This is a genomic window from Blautia sp. Marseille-P3201T (genome assembly GCF_900120295.1).
GTDB lineage: Bacteria > Bacillota > Clostridia > Lachnospirales > Lachnospiraceae > Blautia.
The window spans coordinates 1-20,340 of sequence record NZ_LT635469.1 but is presented as its reverse complement, the minus strand read 5'-3'; the positions used below and the strand labels follow the sequence as shown (position 1 = coordinate 20,340).

General features: G+C 38.3%; 16 protein-coding genes. 8 read left to right on the top strand and 8 right to left on the bottom strand.

Features of this window, described 5'->3' with window-relative positions:
• Window positions 1-42: 42 nt before the first annotated feature.
• On the bottom strand, window positions 43-1,212 hold the full coding sequence (locus tag BQ7352_RS05080) for an MFS transporter (RefSeq protein ID WP_072447542.1): 1,170 nt from the start codon (window positions 1,210-1,212) through the stop codon (window positions 43-45).
• Window positions 1,213-1,360: 148 nt separating this feature from the next.
• Between BQ7352_RS05080 and BQ7352_RS05075 the strand changes: the two genes are divergently transcribed.
• The 6 genes from BQ7352_RS05075 (at window position 1,361) to BQ7352_RS05050 (ending at window position 7,685) form a co-directional block, all read left to right on the top strand.
• Window positions 1,361-2,227 (top strand): class I SAM-dependent methyltransferase, encoded by an 867-nt coding sequence (locus BQ7352_RS05075; protein ID WP_072447540.1) that lies wholly within the window; start codon window positions 1,361-1,363, stop codon window positions 2,225-2,227.
• Window positions 2,224-3,234 carry an asparaginase gene (locus BQ7352_RS05070; protein WP_072447538.1) on the top strand — a complete coding sequence of 337 codons (1,011 nt, stop codon included), beginning with the start codon at window positions 2,224-2,226 and terminating at the stop codon, window positions 3,232-3,234. The genes BQ7352_RS05075 and BQ7352_RS05070 overlap by 4 nt, the downstream gene beginning before the upstream one ends.
• Before the next feature lie 4 nt (window positions 3,235-3,238).
• Window positions 3,239-3,511: a DUF1294 domain-containing protein gene (locus BQ7352_RS05065; protein ID WP_330390387.1), complete on the top strand. Its 273-nt coding sequence runs from the start codon at window positions 3,239-3,241 to the stop codon at window positions 3,509-3,511.
• Between the two features lie 18 nt (window positions 3,512-3,529).
• Window positions 3,530-4,633 carry a chorismate synthase gene (gene aroC, locus BQ7352_RS05060; protein WP_072447536.1) on the top strand — a complete coding sequence of 368 codons (1,104 nt, stop codon included), beginning with the start codon at window positions 3,530-3,532 and terminating at the stop codon, window positions 4,631-4,633.
• A 135-nt stretch (window positions 4,634-4,768) separates the two neighbouring features.
• Complete coding sequence (locus BQ7352_RS05055) at window positions 4,769-5,482, top strand: response regulator transcription factor (RefSeq protein ID WP_083429857.1); 714 nt, start codon at window positions 4,769-4,771, stop codon at window positions 5,480-5,482.
• Complete coding sequence (locus tag BQ7352_RS05050; RefSeq protein ID WP_072447534.1) at window positions 5,454-7,685, top strand: sensor histidine kinase; 2,232 nt, start codon at window positions 5,454-5,456, stop codon at window positions 7,683-7,685. The genes BQ7352_RS05055 and BQ7352_RS05050 overlap by 29 nt, the downstream gene beginning before the upstream one ends.
• Before the next feature lie 204 nt (window positions 7,686-7,889).
• On the opposite strand, the gene BQ7352_RS05045 is transcribed toward BQ7352_RS05050, so the two are convergent.
• The 4 genes from BQ7352_RS05045 to BQ7352_RS05025 form a co-directional block, all read right to left on the bottom strand.
• A protein-coding gene (locus BQ7352_RS05045) for an IS3-like element ISRgn1 family transposase (protein WP_118401458.1) occupies window positions 7,890-9,049 on the bottom strand; the annotation gives its coding sequence in 2 pieces (ribosomal slippage) (window positions 7,890-8,797 and window positions 8,797-9,049; 1,161 coding nt in all).
• A 276-nt stretch (window positions 9,050-9,325) separates the two neighbouring features.
• Window positions 9,326-9,844, bottom strand: coding sequence for a cysteine hydrolase family protein (locus BQ7352_RS05035; protein WP_072447530.1), 519 nt, complete (start codon window positions 9,842-9,844; stop codon window positions 9,326-9,328).
• A 12-nt stretch (window positions 9,845-9,856) separates the two neighbouring features.
• Window positions 9,857-10,306: an 8-oxo-dGTP diphosphatase gene (locus tag BQ7352_RS05030; protein WP_072447529.1), complete on the bottom strand. Its 450-nt coding sequence runs from the start codon at window positions 10,304-10,306 to the stop codon at window positions 9,857-9,859.
• Between the two features lie 3 nt (window positions 10,307-10,309).
• Window positions 10,310-11,623 carry a putative ABC transporter permease gene (locus BQ7352_RS05025; RefSeq protein ID WP_072447527.1) on the bottom strand — a complete coding sequence of 438 codons (1,314 nt, stop codon included), beginning with the start codon at window positions 11,621-11,623 and terminating at the stop codon, window positions 10,310-10,312.
• Window positions 11,624-11,782: 159 nt separating this feature from the next.
• Between BQ7352_RS05025 and BQ7352_RS05020 the strand changes: the two genes are divergently transcribed.
• Complete coding sequence (locus tag BQ7352_RS05020; protein ID WP_072447524.1) at window positions 11,783-12,955, top strand: MFS transporter; 1,173 nt, start codon at window positions 11,783-11,785, stop codon at window positions 12,953-12,955.
• Between the two features lie 129 nt (window positions 12,956-13,084).
• Here the strand turns inward: BQ7352_RS05020 and BQ7352_RS05015 are convergent, their stop codons facing one another.
• The gene (locus BQ7352_RS05015) at window positions 13,085-16,417 is read right to left on the bottom strand and encodes an N-acetylmuramoyl-L-alanine amidase (RefSeq protein WP_072447522.1); all 3,333 of its coding nucleotides are present in this window, start codon (window positions 16,415-16,417) and stop codon (window positions 13,085-13,087) included.
• A gap of 20 nt (window positions 16,418-16,437) precedes the next feature.
• Window positions 16,438-16,953: a GerMN domain-containing protein gene (locus tag BQ7352_RS05010; RefSeq protein WP_072447520.1), complete on the bottom strand. Its 516-nt coding sequence runs from the start codon at window positions 16,951-16,953 to the stop codon at window positions 16,438-16,440.
• Window positions 16,954-17,142: 189 nt separating this feature from the next.
• Here BQ7352_RS05010 and BQ7352_RS05005 point away from each other — a divergent pair, with 189 nt between their 5' ends.
• Window positions 17,143-18,297, top strand: a complete 1,155-nt coding sequence (locus BQ7352_RS05005) for a GNAT family N-acetyltransferase (RefSeq protein ID WP_072447518.1) — start codon at window positions 17,143-17,145, stop codon at window positions 18,295-18,297.
• A 1,143-nt stretch (window positions 18,298-19,440) separates the two neighbouring features.
• Here the strand turns inward: BQ7352_RS05005 and tnpC are convergent.
• On the bottom strand, window positions 19,441-20,340 hold a 900-nt coding region (gene tnpC / locus BQ7352_RS05000; RefSeq protein WP_143143375.1), incomplete at its 5' end, for an IS66 family transposase.

The following is a 20,340-nucleotide window of genomic DNA, read 5'->3' as shown; positions in this document are numbered from 1 at the left end:
CGCAGATTGAGCATAAAATGTATAAATATTCTCGGTGTGCGCTTAATGTAGCAACTCCTTCTGTCTATTTACAAAATAATACGCCACTGCTGTAACCATCAAAAATCCTGCCAGCAGATAATAGATCACTCTTATATTCCACACAGTAAGCATACCGCCTACCAGCAAAGAGCCTATCATTCTGGTAATCAAAATCGTAAATCTTGATGCGGTAAAAGTTCTCCCCACCAGACTAGTCTCACTCTGTATCTGTACAGCCGTTTTAAATCCCAGCGGGCAAAAAGTCGATGTCACCCCTACCAATCCTGCACCAAAAAGATACACTCCTATATTTCCGGCAGTTCCTATTACCCCGTAACTCATAGCCGCACTGAAAAGTCCCAGAAGAATAATGTTTTCCGGCTTTAATTTCTTAATAATTCCCAAAACAAAGCCCGATGCAAGCAACATTCCAATACCCTCTACTGTATTCCCAATTCCGTACCAGGAAGATGACATTCCCAGGGTATCCTCAATCATGCTGATTTCAAGAGGTGACGCAATTCCGATGCAGAGCATAAAAAAGTTCCAGAAAAGAACCGTACATAAAATTCTTTTGTTCTTTACAATAGACGCATAACCTTTCTTTTCCTCTTTCTGTTTCTCTATATTACCTAAAGCATCTGACGGCAGTAATAAATACAAAAATCCAGTCACTCCATATAATGCAATATCAATCATCAAATTAATCTGAATACTGAACTTCGTTGCAATTACAGACGCACAGACCGGAGCAAGAATAAGAGATGCCGAGTCTAAAAGATTGATAACCGAATCTGCCTTAAATAAATTGCCTTTTGAAAAAAGGTTTGCCATAAGTGCCTGAGTGGTATTACTTTCAAACTCCAAAAGTAAGTTCATGAAGAACGTTGCCACATAAATAAAAACTATATTTGCTTCAAATAAAAGTAAAAAGAAAACTGCTGCCTTTGCCAGATTTGACAAAAACATAAGCATTTTCTGGTTATGGGTATCAATAATCTTCCCTGTAAACAAAATAATCAACGCAGGAAGAAACTGAGAGATAAAAAATCCCCCGATAACTGCTACGGATTTTGTTTGACTAAACAGATAAATGACAATTCCAATATCGTAAATATAGCCTGCAAATCCTGACAAAAACTTTGCCAATGAAAGCAGAAAAAGATTTTGCTTCATGCTTTTTTCCTGCATATTCCCCTCCTGAATTTTTGTTATAGACAATCATATCATCCCTGCCTGTTTATTTCAATAAACCTGAATTAAATTCCGCTGTTGCCTGCTCTTTCCCATTCTGTTATACTAAGTGTGAATTACCTTATATAATAGGAAGGATTAAAATATGTGGATTGCAAATCAATGGAAAGATTATGAAATCATAGATACCTCAAATGGAGAGAAATTAGAGCGATGGGGAGATTACCTTTTAGTACGTCCTGACCCTCAGGTTATCTGGGACACCCCAAAAACACACAAAGGCTGGAAACGCATGAACGGCCATTACCACAGAAGCAAAAAAGGCGGCGGAGAATGGGAATTTTTTGATTTGCCTGAGCAGTGGACCATTCAATATAAAAGCCTGACTTTTAACTTAAAGCCATTTAGTTTTAAACACACAGGGCTTTTCCCTGAACAGGCAGCCAACTGGGATTGGTTTTCTGAGAAAATCAAAAATGCAGGCCGTCCTATTAAGGTTTTAAATCTTTTTGCCTATACAGGAGGTGCAACTTTAGCCGCTGCTGCTGCAGGCGCTGCGGTTACTCACGTAGACGCCTCTAAGGGAATGGTAGCATGGGCAAAGGAAAATGCCGTATCTTCCGGATTAAAGGATGCTCCTATTCGCTGGCTGGTAGATGACTGTGTAAAATTTGTAGAGAGAGAAATTCGCAGAGGAAACAAATATGACGCCATTATTATGGACCCGCCTTCTTACGGCAGAGGTCCGAAGGGCGAAATCTGGAAAATCGAGGATGCCATTCATCCTCTGATTAAGCTGTGTACCCAGATACTCTCTGACGAACCGCTGTTTTTCCTTGTAAATTCTTACACAACAGGGCTGGCTCCTGCTGTGCTTACCTATATGTTGGCAACAGAATTAAAGAATTTTAACGGTACCGTAGACTCACAGGAAATCGGACTTCCTGTTACCCAGACAAATCTGGTACTTCCCTGCGGTGCTTCCGGACGCTGGGAGAGCAAAAAAGAATGAAAAAGAAAATTTTGATTATTACCACGGGAGGTACACTTGCCTGTGTACAAAATGAAAAGGGGCTGGTTCCCGGACTTTCCAGCAATGATATCTTATCTTATATTTCAGATATCACCAATTTATATGATGTGGATTTTTACGAGCTTTTCCAGTTGGACAGCGCAAATATACAGCCCTCCAACTGGCAGACTATGGCAGAAACCATTTACGAAAAGTATACTTCTTATGATGGAATTGTTATTTTTCACGGTACAGATACCATGGCTTACACAGCTTCTGCCCTGTCCTTTATGCTTTTAAATATTCCAATTCCTGTAGTTATTACCGGCAGCCAGCTTTCTATTTTAAATCCTCTGGCAGATGCCGTAGAAAACTGCCGCTGCGCCATTCACATGGCAGGAAGCGGAATGCCGGGCATTTTCCTTGCCTTTAACCGCAAAGTTATTCTGGGAACAAGAGCCTCCAAAGTGCGTACCACCAGTTTTCATGCTTTTGAAAGTATTAACTACCCTTATGTGGGAGAAATTAATTCCCGTGGACTTGATATTCAGCGTTCTTATATTCCCGGGCCAACAGGAAGCTGTGTACTGGAACGCCGTTTAGAGGAAAAAGTCTTCCTCATTAAACTGGTTCCCGGATTTGACGGAAAGATTTTCCAGTTCCTTTATGAGCAGGGCTATCGCGGACTGATTATCGAAGCTTTTGGAATGGGCGGAATTCCTTCCCTGTCTTCTGAAGTTATGAATGATTTAAGAGACGTTATCCAAAAAGGAATGATTGTTGTGGTAAAAAGCCAGTGTCCTTACGAGGGCAGCAATCTCTCCCTCTATGAAACAGGAAAGGCCGCGCTGGAAGCAGGTGTCTTTGAAGCTTATGATATGAGTACAGAGGCAGTTGTCACAAAGGTTATGTGGATTTTAGGCAAGCACTGGGAAAGAAAAAAAATCGAAGAAATGTTCTATAAAAATCTTGCAGGAGAAATCAATCTGACAAGCACAAAGGAGTAAAAAATTGATTGTTAAAAATATTATGATGTATCTGGTTGCTGTGAACATTCTGGCATTTATCTGCTTTGGTGTTGACAAACAAAAAGCCAAAACACATCAGTGGAGAATATCAGAAAACACACTTTTAGGCATTGCCATATGCGGCGGTTCTCTGGGTGCAATCTGTGGTATGCGTCTGTTCCGTCACAAGACGAAACATCCGAAGTTTACCATAGGACTTCCGATTATCCTGCTGTTGCAGGCAATCGCTGCTGTTGCAGCTTACACTGTTTTTTAATTTAGGGGAGGGTTATTTATGTATGGTTCTACATTAGGAAATATATTCCGTGTCAGTACATGGGGAGAGTCTCACGGAAAGGGAATTGGAGTTGTCATTGATGGGTGTCCTGCCGGTCTTCCCCTTAGTGAAGAAGATATTCAGGCATATCTCAACCGCAGAAAACCGGGACAGTCCCGCTATACGACAAAACGTCAGGAAGATGACGCTGTGGAAATCCTGTCCGGCGTATTCGAAGGAAAAACTACCGGTACACCGATTTCTCTTATAGTACGCAACAAAGACCAGCGCTCCAAAGATTACAGCGAAATTGCACAGTATTACCGCCCCGGTCATGCAGACTTAAATTATGATATCAAATATGGTTTTCGTGACTATCGAGGCGGCGGACGTTCCTCAGGCAGAGAAACCATTGGAAGAGTTGCAGCCGGTGCAGTAGCCGCAAAGCTTTTAAAAGAGCTGGGAATTTCTATCTGTGCCTATACCAGCGCCATAGGCCCTGTGGCAATTAATCCTGATAACTTTACTAAAGAAGAAATTCAGAAAAACCCTCTTTATATGCCGGATGCTCAGGCAGCCGAAAAAGCACAGGATTATCTGGAGCAGTGCATGAAAGAATGTAATTCCTCCGGGGGAATGGTGGAATGTATCATAAGCGGTGTCCCTGCCGGAGTGGGTGAGCCTGCTTTTGAAAAGCTGGATGCTGCTCTTGCAAAAGCAATCTTCTCGATTGGAGCTGTAAAAGGCTTTGAAATCGGAGATGGTATGAACGCCGCACGCTCCACAGGTTTACAGAATAATGACGGCTATTATATAGATGAAAACGGCTGCCGCCAAAAACACAGCAATCACTCCGGCGGTATCACAGGCGGAATGAGCGATGGCTGTGACATTATATTTCGCGCTGCATTTAAGCCAACTCCTTCTATTGCAGCCCTACAACAAACTGTAAATCGTCAGGGGGAAAATATTGAAATTGAAATTCACGGAAGACATGACCCGATTATTGTTCCAAGAGCCGTTGTAGTGGTAGAAGCCATGGCAGCATTGGTAATTTTAGACTTTATGCTGGCAGGTATGACTACTCGGTTGGATAAAATCAAAGAATTCTTCCGGAAATAATATGTAAAGACCTTCGCATTTTGTGCTATATAATTTGCGAAGGTTTTCTTTAGAAATTCTTATATTTTTTCACACATCACTTTTTATATTTATATTTTAATATCTGTTATAGACAGAGGAACAGGAGAAAACATCATGGAAATGAATCATATTTTAATTGTAGAAGATGACAAGGATATTCGTGAAGGCGTTGCTATCTACCTGAAAAGTCAGGGCTATGAGGTTTTCATGGCTGCGGACGGAATAGAAGGGCTGGAGGTCTTAGAAAAGGAGGAAATTCATCTTGCCATTGTAGATATTATGATGCCTCGCATGGATGGTATTACTATGACCATCAAGTTAAGAGAAAAACACGATTTCCCTGTAATTATGCTCTCTGCAAAATCTGAAGAAGTAGATAAAATCATGGGACTGAATATCGGTGCAGATGATTACGTTACAAAACCATTCACTCCTATGGAGCTTATGGCAAGGGTAAATTCTCAGATGCGCAGATACCGTAAGTTTATGGAAAAGCTTCAGGCAAAGGAAACCGAACGTACAGACACCATTTATACTATAGGCGGTCTGGAAGTCAATGAAAATACCTTTGAAGTACGGGTAGATGATACTCCCGTAAAAATGACTCCTATGGAGTTTAAAATTCTTCTGTTACTTATAAAAAATCCCGGAAGAGTATTCTCGGCTGACGAAATTTATGAACGTGTGTGGAATGAACGGGCAATCAATACAGAAACTGTCATGGTTCACGTGCGAAATATTCGTGAAAAAATCGAGATTAATCCGAAGGAACCAAAATATTTAAAGGTGGTGTGGGGAGTTGGATACAAAATCGAAAAATTATCATAAAATAACTCTTATTCTTATTGCTCTTATAATCCTCCTGCCTTCTCTGGCAATGATGATTATAAGACCTCATTACATTAAACAACAGACCGGCGCAGATGGATATAACTTTCCCTTTTCTTCATCTAATCTGCCCGACCTTTTAGTAAAAAGTACCTATGTTCTTCACGCAGAAGAAATACAGGGAGAAAATCAGACAACGCTGACGCCTTTTGACATCTTTTTCCCTTATGAAAAAACTTCCGGTGATGAAGACGAAGATGATTATACCTATGAAGAGCCTTGGCAATGGGCTGCTGAAACAACAAATGATATGTACAGAGACTGGGAAAGAGACTTCACTTTTCTCCGTCCTTATATTGAATATGAGGTAGTGGATGCACAAAGCGAAGAAATCATAGACAGCAATCGTGGTTCAGATAAAACAGAAAACTCTTTATCTTCCCTTTTATCTGACTGCCAAAAAGACAATATTCTAAACACGGACAGCGATTATGCGTTCCTTGGTGCAATCGGATATGGAGAAAACGGAAATATTACTTTTACCAATTTTATTTCCCATGAACGTACCAATACTTCACAGGTTTTAAATAAAAATGCAAAGTCCAACCCTGCTTCTAATTATGACGAAAACTATGACTACAACAAAGAATTCCAAAAACCACAAGACAGAATTTACTACTTTGGCATGACAAAAGATAGTTTAAAATCCTTGAAGAATACAGACTCCGGTTTCATCTACCAGACAGACTATTACGCAGGAAACCACGAAGGTGATTTGGTTACTCTTCTGGCAACTCTGATGGGTATTGTAGCTATTCTTGCTTTTGTTCTCCCTTCCTTTAAATTCTTCACATGGAAGTGGGAAAAAATATTTGCATTACCTTTTGAAATTGTATTTGCTGTATCCTGTACAGTTATTGCTATGGCGCTGGCCGTGGCCTATAATTCCAATAACCTCAGTCAGCAGGCAATTTACAATGTATTAACCAGCATCGGCTCTCCTGAGTTTCTTGCTAACACTTTGCAGTATTTATGGGGACTATTTGGCTGGATTGGTGTATTTACCACCTGTTATTGGGCTGCCGGCTGTGCTCGAAGAATTTTCGTTCTTGGGCCAAAAACATATATAAAGGAAAGTGTTCTCGTTTACCGTATATATCCGTGGCTCAGAAAACAGATAGAAAAAGTAATTCAGGCTCTGCTTCATGTAGACCTCCGTGGAAATACAAACAAAATCTTATTCAAAGTTATTTTAATCAACTTTATTGTTTTAGGTTTCATCAGTCTATTCTGGGTTTGGGGAATTGGTGTATTAGTTATTTACTCCGTTGCATTATTCTTCCTGCTGAGAAAATATTTGAGAAAAATTCAGGACCAGTATCAGCTTCTCTTGGAAGCAACAAATGAACTGGCAAAAGGAAACTTAAACGGTACAATTCCCGAAGATTTAGGTGTATTTGAACCATTCCGTGACGAAATCGGCAAAATTCAGACCGGATTTAAAAAAGCCGTAGAAGAAGAAGTAAAGAGTACAAAAATGAAAACAGATTTAATTACCAATGTTTCCCATGATTTGAAAACTCCGCTTACTGCAATTATCACTTATGTTGACCTTTTGAAAAATGAAGATTTATCAGAAGAAGACAGACACAAATATATTGAAATACTGGATACGAAAGCAAACCGCTTAAAAATTTTAATCGAAGATTTGTTTGAAGTCAGCAAGGCAACAAGCAAAACTGTCACCTTAAACATTATGGATGTTGATATTGTCAGCCTTATGCGTCAGGTAAAACTGGAACTTCAGGATAAAATTGATGCAACGGATTTAATTTTCCGCTGGCAGCTTCCGGAAGAAAAAGTCATTCTTCCTCTGGACAGCCAAAGAACTTATCGCGTATTTGAAAACTTGATTGTAAACATTACAAAATACGCAATGCCTCGCACAAGAGTATATATCACTATGGAAAATACAGAAAATCATGTAAAAATTATTATGAAAAACATCTCTGCCACAGAGCTGAATTTCAATCCAAATGAAATTACAGAACGATTTGTACGAGGAGATGCATCCAGAAATACAGAAGGAAGCGGACTTGGTCTTGCCATTGCAAAGAGTTTTACAGAACTGCAGGGCGGACGGCTGGAAATTTCCACAGACGCTGACTTATTCACTGCTGAGATAACTTTTCTAAAACAATAGAAAGAGTTCTATTTGTAGAATTCTTTGCCTGCGGCGGATTGCTTCTATAATTATAACAATGCTCCGTCGCAGTGCAACCCTAAAAATCTTTAATTTAATCATTACTAACAGTTGAAAAATCTTTCCTTCCGGCTTATAATAAAGTAAAAAGATGTTGTGGTCAAGCTTTTTTGTAACACTACGACCTAATTTCCACTACAGGAGTTATACACTCCCGTAGCGTGCCTCATAAGGCGTTTTGTAGTTATTATAAGAATGCGGTCGTACATGATTATATTGTACATACGCAAATTCTTCGATTGCTGTGTAAAGTTCTTCCTCTGTACGATAATAATGCTGGTAAATAAGATCATTTTTCAATGTATTAAAATATCTTTCCATAGGAGCATTATCATATGGATATCCAGCCTTACTCATACTTTGAGTGATGCCAAGCTCCTCACAAAATTCAGTGAACTCTTTTGATGTGTACTGGCTTCCTTGATCCGAATGCACGAGAAGCTTGCTCAAGTCAATTCCTGGTTGAGAATGAATTGCTTTTTCCAACGTTCTTTTCGCTAAATCAGCGGTTATATTTCTGTCCGTTATACTTGCAATAACGCTTCGGTCATGTAGATCTATAATCGTGCAATTATAACGCTTGCTGCCATCCGTCAGGAAAAGATAAGTAAAATCTGTACACCACTTGTGATTGATTTCATCTGCTCGAAAATTCTGATTCAGTTTGTTCTCGTATACTTTGTGAGCGACGCCATGTTCATATGTTGTTTTCTTTTTTCTTGAAATTGAAAACAACTGCATTTCAGTATTCATATATTTGTGAACTGTTAAGCGGCTAATATCGTATCCTTTACGAATAAGATAGGCATGTATAGTTCTGTATCCATCAACTCCGCCATGAGAATGATAGATTTCTCGAATGGAATCTTTGATCTCATCTTTCTGTTGATGATAATCAGCTTTTCGATTTTTTAGATAATTGTAATAAGCATTTGGACAGATGTTAAACTTTCTAAGAAGCCATCTGAGTCCAAAGTCTTTGTTGTATTTCTGAATGAATCGATAAGCCTCTAATCGATTTCCTTCGCAAAGAATGCCGCTGCTTTTTTTAAGAAGTCATTTTCCTTTTGGAGTTCTGCAAGTTGCTTTTTAAGCTGTAGATTCTCTTTCATGTAATCATAATCGGCTTTGGCTTCGTCGTTTGTTTGGCATTCTTCACGGAATTGTTTTGTCCAAATAGATATACTTGCTTTGGATACACCATATTCTTCAGCAAGACCTTTGAGGGATCTTCCCTCTTCAAGATGAAGACGGACTATCTTCTTCTTGAATTCTGGTTCATAGTATTGACTCATCTGTAACATACCTCGTTTCCTCCTAAGATTATATCTTATTAGGTCGAGATGTTACAACTATGTTATATCACAACAAGAACAACCGCCCACAAGGGGTTGACCTTTTAATCTATGGATTACCACCCAAGAGACTCGGCCAAAGTTCAACGGGTGGTTTTTCTATGCTTAAAACACTACTTACAAAACGTAAAAACGAATGTCAGTAATGCTAGAGGTCAGCCACCCTGCAACACGATTGTTCTTATACGATATTCTATCATTCTTTACATGAGTTTACAATTAGTTCTACAATATTTCTATCTGGCACATTTTCATTGCCTCTAAAGCATTTCTGTGACTTTCCGGCGATACCCCTGCGCAACAATTTGCATCTACAAAAATCTCAGCCTCAGGAAGTGAAGATTTCAATATCATAGCATTGGAAATCACACAAATGTCTGTGCACAGTCCAACCAATTCAATTCTTTCATACTGCCCTCTGGCAGCAATATGTGCCAGCTGTGTGCTTCCAAAAGAAGGTTTTTCCACAATCATACAATCCTGTGCCAATTCCTGAAGCTTCGGAATGATTTCCCAGCCCTTACTTCCCTTGATACAATGGGCAACAGGAAGCTTCTTTCCTTCCTGAGTTTCCGGATAATTTTCCTGATGTGTATCCATAGTAAAAATAATATCTTTTCCACATTCCTTAGCAGATTTTACCTTAGTAACCACATTTTCCACAATATTCTGAGCTTCTTTTGTGCCTAAAGCTCCATCTACAAAATCTGTCTGCATGTCCACAACTACTAATAATTCTCTCATTGTAAAACCTCCTTAATATTTCTTCAAAATACGTGCTTCATCTGCCCCATAGAACAATTCGCTGATTTCTTCTGAATAAAACAATTCTAAATTATTCTCAAAGTCATTTGCCAGCGGATATTCTGAAATCTTATCTGCCGGCGCCCAGAAGACCTCGCCCTCCTCAGAGGACTGCAACGTTCCTGAAAAGCAATTTGTTTTATAAAAGAACACCATGCAGCGCACACCATCCTTAAACCATTCTTTCACTCCGCAGAGCTTTACATCCTTAATGTCAAGTCCTGTTTCTTCTTTTATCTCCCGAATAACGGAAGGCACCAAGGCTTCTCCTTCTTCTACATGTCCGCCGGGAAACGCTACTCCCGCCCAATTTTTCTTTCTTCTGTTCTGCAGCAATACATTTCCATGGTTGTCATAAATCATACAGATATTCATAAGCTCTGTCATCTCATTGGTATGCATTTCTTATCTTCCTCTCTTTGCATTGGGATAAATTCTATCCATTCTTTCATCATCAAAACGCTCATCTAAAATCTTTTCCAAACTATTTTTCGGAACAGGATTTTCTATTCTGTCATTATAGCGATAAAGAGCAAGGGCTGAAATCAACATATTGATTACCATAAATACAATAGCTGCCCACATAATAATTTTACCGCCTTTTTTCGGAAGCTTTTCAATCCAGCCGGAGAAAACAGGATACAGAATTTTCAGCCATACCACTGCCGCAATTCCCCAAAAGAAACAGAATAACAAGTTAATGCGTCCACCCAAGTTGAAAGGGATTTTACTGTAATCCCAGAATACCGTTCCAAACACCAGCTCAGTAAACACACTGCAAATATATTCATAAGCACCGCCTAAAACTGTTCCGTACAGGAAAATATAACGGTCACTTTTATCTTTATATTTATACAAAAATGCTGTCAGACAGGCACAGCCAAGCCCCCATACAATACTAAACGGACCGTATACCACACTGCTTCGGCTCATCCATTTGTCTGCTGTAATACGGCAAAAAATCGTTTCTGTAATATCTCCCAGAAATGCCCCGATAAAAAACAGTCCTACAATTTTATAAAAACAGCAGCCTTCAGCAAAGACCTTCGGCTCTTTCTTAGGTTCTTCAGCCTGAATAATGCGTTCCTTCTCAATATTCGGATAGGCTTTTTCCATTCTATGCTGTACCTTTTTCGTCAATGCATTTCCAAAGTTTTCTGTAGCTCCCTGCACATAGTCCACAAATTTATGTGTCTTAATCGTATGCTTAATCTGAAGCACCGTTGTCACACAACAAATGGTATCGACCAGTAAAATAACTCCGAAAACAATCTCTAAAATCAATAATATCTGTCCGGGAATAAAGCTCATCAATTTTACCAGCAGCGGATTGATAAAACGCATACATATTACAGCGCTGACGCCAAAGAATATTAAATGAATAAAATTCAAATATCCTTGAAACTGAAAACGTCTCTTGCTGTAATCCCACCATTTCCTGTTAAAAGCTTTTTCCAAAACAGCGCCGGTCACTACAATAACGATAAACGCAATGACACAGCCTCCCAAAAACAGGAAGAAAATCTTATTTGTCAGCTCAGGCAAAAAGATACAATAAGCAACTCCTATAATTCCATAAATGGGACAAAGGGGAATGTTTAAAAATCCTGTATTTACAAATCGTCTTCTGCGAAGAGCATTGGCAATAACTCCTGCACACCATCCAATAAAGGAATAGATATAAAAAATCCAAAATAATTCACTCCACGTATAAACCATAGGATCTCCTCTTTTGTGTTTATTTTATGGAACATACTATACCGAAATTATGATTTAAATGCAAGTTTTGTTGTTCTTTATTCAATATCTTTTTATTCTTGCATTTTTTGCAGTTTAACGATATTCTTTTAAAGAATATATTAGAAGGAGGAACGTCTGATGTTTCATTTATTATTAGCTATTATTTATCTGGCATTTATCAGTTTAGGACTTCCCGATGCGCTTTTAGGCTCTGCATGGCCAGTTATATACAGGGAGTTTTCTGTACCTGTCTCTTATTCAGGTGCCGTCTTTATGATTATTGCTCTTGGAACTATTATTTCCAGTCTGCAAAGCGACCGCCTGACAAAGAGATTTGGCACAGGAAAGGTAACTGCCTTTAGTGTTCTGATGACAGCTTTTGCCCTGTTCGGTTTTTCCATCAGCCATTCTTTTGCCGCTTTGTGTATCTGGGCAATTCCTTACGGATTGGGAGCCGGAAGTGTAGATGCTTCTTTAAACAACTATGTAGCACTTCACTATACCAGCAAGCACATGAGCTGGCTCCATTGTATGTGGGGAGTGGGTGCAACTTTAGGTCCTTATCTTATGGGCTATACTTTGACCAACGGGTACAGCTGGAATGCGGGCTATCGTATAATTTCCATTCTCCAGATTGTGCTGACAATGATTTTATTTCTCAGTCTGCCTCTCTGGAAAAATCGTGACGGCAGCACAGGGCATTTTAAAAACCCCACTGAAAAAACACCTGAAAAAGCACTCTCTCTGCGTCAGGTTCTGCAAATTCCCGGAGCAAAGGAAGTAATGACTGCCTTTTTCTGCTATTGCGCATTGGAGCAGACCGCAAGCTTATGGATAAGCAGTTATCTTGTTCTGCATCATGGATTAGATGCCAAAACTGCTGCAAGCTTTGCAGGATTGTTTTTTATTGGAATTACTACAGGAAGATTTATTAGTGGTTTTCTCACATTAAAATTCAATGATACTCAAATGATACGTCTTGGAGAAGGATTTATTCTAGCAGGAATTGCTGCACTTTTCATTCCAAAGAGCAGTCTGGCAGCCTTTTGTGGTTTTATCTTAATCGGTTTAGGCTGTGCCCCTGTATATCCCTGTATCATTCACTCTACACCGGTGAATTTCGGCAAGGATAAGTCTCAGGCAATGATTGGTGTCCAGATGGCATTTGCTTATATTGGAACTTGCGTGATGCCGCCTTTGTTTGGGCTTATTGCCAACCATATTCAAATTGCACTGCTGCCCGTGTATCTGCTTCTTATTTTAGCACTGATGACAGTAATGCACGAAAGAATGTTGAAAAAAGTAAGGTAGTCTGTTTCGCTGATACAGTCGAAACCATTTCAAAAATATTCAAAATCCAAAAGAAGATATTAGAAAAAAATCCTTTCAGATAATTTTCTAATATCTTCCTGTTAACGAGATACCTGATACAATTCTATATCACTTCATACCTTGAATTCCTTTTAAAATCTTTGCAGCATAATCTGCATCGCCTGCCCACCCTGTTCCATGGGGATTATTCGGAATACTCAGCCATTCTACATACGGTGCTTTGTTTCTAAGCCATTCTCCCCATCTTGGGTCAACACATTCATTTTGCAATGGTTCAGCATTCGCATAACATTTCAGATGCTGGACATGTGCTCGAATACCAATTCTTACATTCTCAAAAGAATTGCCGCTGACACCATTTCCGGTAGCACCTAATCCTGCAAAATTAAACTGCTCAATTTTTACACTTCCACCAAATTGCAGAAATCCTGTTTCAATCATAGATTGTACAAATGCTACTTCAGCCTTAATTCCTTCTGCTTCACATTCTTCATAATAAATTTTACAAAATTCTTCAATAGTTGCAGCTCCACCTGCTTTTAAAGCCTCAGTTGGATAAGACTTTCCGCTTTTTTTATAATAATTCACCATTTGCTCTACAGTAACGGAACTATTCCCAGCTATTTCATAGTAGAATTCAACACCATTGTTTACTGGCGGTTTTGAAGATGGATTATCATTTAACTCGCCTGAATTTTCAAAAAAATACCATACATTCTCTATGTTTTTCCAGCCAGTCTGTACAACACCATCTTCATTCATATAATACTTTTTCCCTGATATACTCTGCCAGCCAGTCAGCTTTTTTCCATAGTCATTATAATAGTATTTTTCTCCTGCCTGTGTTTGCCAACCAGTATGTAATGCTCCTGTACTATTATCCAAATACCACTTCGTTCCACCAATTATCTGTTCACCTTTTAACAGATAACCAGAATTATTAAAATAGTACCATACGTTCTCAATAAGCTGCCAGCCCGTTACCATTGCTCCGCTTCCATTAAAATAATATGTCTGACTTCCAATAGTCCGCCAGCCGGTCTGCATTACTCCACTGCCATCCAGATAGTACCATGTTCCATTAATCTGCTGCCAGCCGGTTTGTTTCACACCTACACTTGTATAGTAATACCATTTTCCATTAATTAATTGCCAGCCGGTATATAACGCTCCTGTACTGCTGTCTAAATACCATTTTGTCCCGCCTATTATCTGTTCGCCTTTCAACAGATAGCCAGAATTATTAAAATAATACCATATGTTCTCAATAAGCTGCCAGCCGGTCTGCATTACTCCGCTTCCATTCATATAATAGGTCTGATTTCCAATAGTCTGAAATCCTGTAAGCATTGCTCCGCTTCCGTTCATATAGTACCAATTACGTCCTAGTAATTGCCAACCGGTTACCATTGCTCCGCTTCCATTCATATAGTACCATGTTCCACCAATCTGCTGCCAGCCCGTTGTCATTGCTCCACCGCTGTTCATATAGTACCATGTTCCGCCAATTTGCTGCCAGCCTGTTGTCATTGCTCCACCGCTGTTCATATAGTACCATGTTCTGCCAATCTGCTGCCAGCCCGTTGTCATTGCTCCACCGCTGTTCATATAGTACCATGTTCCGTCAATTTTCTGCCAGCCCGTTGTCATTGCTCCACCGCTGTTCATATAGTACCATGTTCCGCCAATTCGCTGCCAGCCTGTTGTCATCACTCCGCTAGCGTCCATATAATACCATATTCCATCAATTCGCTGCCAACCCGTTTGTTTTCGTCCCTCACTTGTATGGTAATACCATTTATTATTAATTAATTGCCAACCAGTATATAACGCTCCTGTATTTTCATCAAGATACCATTTTTTTCCCACAATTGTCTGTTCGCCTTTCAACAGATAGCCAGAATTATTAAAATAATACCATATATTCTCAACAAGCTGCCAGCCTGTTGCCATTGCTCCGCTTTCATTCAAATAATATTTCTGATTGCCAATCTGCTGCCAACCCGTTGCCATTGCTCCGCTTTCGGTCATATAATACCAGCTTCCGCCAATTCGCTGCCAGCCTGTTGTCATTGCTCCACTGCTGTTCATATAGTACCATGTTCCGCCAATCTGCTGCCAGCCTGTTGTCATATTACTATTCGCATCAAAATAATACCATGTATTATCTATGAATTTCCAGGTACTTGTTGCATACTTGCCATTTCCTTCATTCCATTTCCAATATTTACCTATAAATTCCCACTTACCTTTATCTTTTGTAAGACCATAATGACTGATAATTCCCGCTGCGTCTGCCTGACCTAATTTTTTAAGATTTTCCTCTGTTTGGAACCATTTTGCATCTGATGCATTTGATACAAACGCATGTTCAATAATTAAACCAGGAAAGCCATTTCTCTTTGAATGCCTTATTACTGCATAACTGTCATCGCCTTTATCCCCACGATTTTTAAGACCTAGTTTTGCAAGTTCACCTACAATATCTTTGGCAAGTTCCTGGGCATTTTCCTCTCCTTGCGGATAGTATACTTCAGCTCCCTGTGCTGCACTAGAAACCGAAGAATTGATATGAAAACTGATAAACACATCAGCATCTTTTGTTTTTGCCCACTCTACACGTTTGATGATATCATCTATACTGTTCGTACCAGGATACGGACAATTTCCATCTGTTCGTGTCATATATACGGATACACCCGAATACTGCTCTAACACTTCCTTACAATACTCTGCAATTTTTAAAGTTACAATTTCCTCTTTAACGCCATGGGAAGTTGCTCCTGGATGTTTACTGGCATCATGTCCGGGATCAAGCACAATGACTAAATTAGAATTGCTTCTTTCCTTTTTATTTACAGTCAATGGCACAGCCTGCTCAGAAAGTGCATCTGCAACACTTTTCTCAACTGTTGCCGCATTATCTGTCTCAATTGTAACCACTGCATTTTCTGCAGACTGGCTCTCCATTTCTATGTAATCACTCTTAATACTCTCATCGACTTTCTTTCCAACCCCAAAATAAGCATCTATCTTAAGCTCTTCAGCTGTAAAAGTTCTTACACCTGAGCTTGTTGTAACATTTACCTCCGACACATGATAAATACCATTTTCAAAACTGTGTTCATACAAAAAGAGTTCGTCCACTCTCTTCTCCACATTTAAATTTGTTCGTGAGCCATTCTCATCCTCCACAGTTAACGTTATATCTAAAATTTCTGCTGTATTTTCTCCCCATGAAAGAACAATACTTTGCATACTCTCTTCTTCTAATTGCGCCTCATCAATATAAATATAATTCAATGGATTTTCAGTTGATTTTGTTTCTTCTTCCTGAATTTGCGTTTTTTCTGCTGCATTTACTGCATTTCCCGGGGCTGATAATGCAATTATGGCTCCTGCAATCATCGTTACAGCCCATTTAGCTAACTTTTTTTTCATTTGTTCTCTCCCTATAAGTTTTATTCAAATTTTCTTAAATATTCTGTATATTCTGTATGACCTGAATATAATGTCTGTCCTTCTTCTGTAATTTTTATCTCGTCAGCTTGATATGCATCCAGATATGTATTTACAACACAACTAATAATCTCTTTTTCCCCAGTCGTTCCAAAACTCCTCAACCACTCTCCAAAAGCAATATCTACATCTAATTCAAGTTGATTTCCCTTTACTTCCAAAGATAATACATTGCTTTCTTCTGGAACAACTTTTGCCTCTTTTAAAAACTCCCAAAGAATTGTTTCATTTAATTCTTCACATTCTTTTACCTCTATTACACGTTCTTCATTGTCAGGATTAATCTTATAGATATTTACCTCTACTGGTTCTTCCTTCGCTTCATCATTTTCATTTAAACTTTCTTGCTGAACCGTTTCATTTCCCTGATGAAGTTCATTGGCATTCTCTTTTTTTTCACATCCTGCTAATACCAACAATATGCTGCAGCATATTAACAAAACATTTCTCTTTTTCATCTGATTTCTCCCTCTTCATAATAAAATCTCAATTCTTATTAAGCTGCACCTCTATTTCTAAATCATTATAACATCAACATTCTATCCATTCAATTGCCAATTTCACACTACAGCCACTGTTTTATTGTATAGTACTAAGGGGTATGCTAAAATACAGGCAATAAAGCTCATCATAAAAAGGAGATTAACATGATTATTTACAGAAAAGCACTTCCAAAAGACTTCCCTAGCATATTGAATTTTATTAATATGGTGTTTAGCATGTCCCATAGTCCTCATGATTTTCGTCAACTTCTTCCCAAACTGTATGAAGAAGGCCAAGAAGAAAAATCTATTCACTATCTTGCTTTGGAAAATGGAGAAATCAAGGCCTACGTATGTGTTCTTCCCATTACCTTGTGTTGTGGATTCAAAACAATCACTTGCGCTACTGTAGGCAGCGTTTCGGTTCATCCTTATTCCAGAGGAAAAGGATATATGCGTAATCTAATGCATACAGCTATTCAGGACATGAAAGACAATAATATCTCTATGAGCACTCTTTCAGGTCTTAGAAACCGCTATCAATACTACGGATATGAAAAAGGAGGATTTGTTTTCCAGTATTGTTTTACATCGGATAATTTCCGTCACTGTCGTCAAAAATTTCCAGAACGCAAAATAACTCTCCGCCAAATTCAAAATGAAAAAGATCCTTTGCTCGCCAAAATCCGGGCAATACAGGAAAATCAAATATTATTTATTAAAAGAAATCCTAAAGATTTTCTTTTCATTATGGAAAGCTGGAATACAAAATTTTATGGTATATTAGAAAATCAGATATGTAAAGGGTACGTTGCCCTCCAAGGAAACCACATATTAGAAATGTATTTAACCGATGAAGATTTGCTTTTTGCTTCTTTAGAAAAATGCTTAAAAGAAAGTAATTCAAAAGAACTGTTTCTGCGGATTGCCCCTTATGATACCAGCCTTATTAAAGGATGTACCCAGCTCTTTGAGTCATTTACAACATCTCTGGATGATAATTATATGATTTTTGATTATCCTAAGGTTTTAGAATTTTTCTTAAATGTAAAATCTTCATATATTCCTTTAACCTCAGGAAGTTTGGATATTACTATAAAAGAGCAAGGAAGTTTTCGAATTCAAGTAGATAACGGAGCTCCTTCCGTTACACAATTAAAAAAATCAAAAGAAAAATCCAATTTGGAATTTTCTTCTTTTGAAAGTATTTTAGCTTTATTCTCTCCTAATTACCATTTAATTTTAGACGAAACACAGTTGCCTGAAAATTGTAACTGGTTTCCTTTGCCGTTGGCATTGTCACCACTTGATAAATGCTGATAGAAATTTCCTATAAAATAATAGACCTTACTGATTTTCAACTTTTTAATGTCTGAAAATCAGTAAGGAGTTTTTTCCTTGCTAGAATAACTGATATATAATTCCTATAATTTTTTACTCATTCAGTATTACTGACCTGTTTTATATGTAATCCTCTATTACCCTCCAATTTTTCTAATTTGTTTCCTTACCATCTTCTATTCTACACATTCTGTTTAAAACCTCTATGTCTTAGTTATACTTCTTTCTGCCCACTTCATCATTATCCATTTCATTTAATTTCTTTATATATCTTTGGAAAATTTATGTCAAATAAATACTTTCAATTCTTCACCATATTCATCCAATATAACAAACTCCGATAATGCCAATCACACTCTAACAATCTATCATATTGCTTTTTTCTCCTTAAATCCTCTTATTAGCGTATTTGGGGACAATGCAAAAAACATTATTTCCCCAATATTCTCCATTTGCTTTAAATACGCTTTATGTTCTTATTCAACTGAGCTTAGACAAATTCATCAACATGCTCGAAAAGAGTTAAACACATCTCATGTTCTTATTTATCCAACGTTTTTACGCACTTTTCATCTATATAGTATCTCACATAGCCTTATTTTTCAACTTTTCCAAACCATTTTACCAACCATTTCCTTATTTTAGATTTTTAATCTTTTTCTGTTCTTTTTTCTTGATTTTATAAGATTTTTCCATTTTTCTACTTTGTATCGCCTGGTAAATTATAATACCAAACTCGTATTACTTTCTACTTCTTCTACTCTTAAAATCACTTCTACAAAATATAAATCCTTAATATTCAAAAATCTCATTTTCTTTTTTTAATTACTCTAGTTTTTACAACCGTACCATTCCCATATTCTGTCCTACTATATTTATAATTACCGTTATCTCGGGATATTGTTAAAATTTTTTTATTATCATGAGTAATTCGTGCTCGTAATACATCTCCAGCATCATTCAAAATTCCTTTTCTTCAAAATAAATCTTCCATTTGTAATACCTCTCACTAATCATTTATATTTTAGATTTTTCGTAAGCGCTTAGATTTCAGCCGTTGATAGAAAAATATCCGGCTACTTTTCAGCAACCGGAATACCTTGATAATTCACATATGATTTATTATTGATTTGAGTTTTCTGCTCGACGCCCTATCTCAGCTTTTACCTTTTCATTCCATGGAGCAAGTTGATCTAATTCATTGTCACTCATACTATCATCTGGCAGCTTTTCCAGAAGATAGGTTAAATAGTGATAGATATTTACTCCATTTGCCTTGGCCATCTCTACCATCGTATATACTATAGCACTGGCCTGGGCACCATGAGGTGTATCGCAGAACAGCCAGTTTTTGCGGCCGACTGTAAAAGGACGGATCGCATTTTCACTGAGATTGTTAGAAAAACTGCATCGTCCATCTTCCAGATAGGTCATAAGATAGTCTCTCCGGTTCAGGATATATGTTACAGCCTTATCCATCCTCGAACCTTTGACAGGGTTCTGTTTATCAAGCCACGACAAAAAGCCTTCCACTATCGGCTTTTCTTTCTCAAGTCTGGCCTTTTTGATAGCATCGAAGGATGAGTGCTTTGCCTTAATGATATCTTCCAGATGAAAGAGCTGATTGATATACATCATGCCCTGTACGGAAGGCTGGGTATAATCCAGCTGCTTTCCTTTTGGAATGGCATCTGTCAGGTATCTTCTGATATGTGCCCAACAGGCTGTCCGCTTTGCCTTTGATACTTTATTGTATCCGCTGTAACCATCACACATCAGATAGCCGTTAAATTCCTGAAGGAATTCAACGGCATTGTCTCCGGCGCGGGTTGGTGAATACTTGTAGAGAATGATCGGGATACCACCGTCTTCTCCACTACGGAACAGCCACATATAGGACTTTGTCTGAGCACGACGCCCTTCTTCATGCAAAACCTGAAGAGGAGTCTCATCAGCCATTACGAAGTTTCTTTCCAGAAGCTTCCGATGAAAGTATTCATACATCGGGCGGAAAAATGCCTC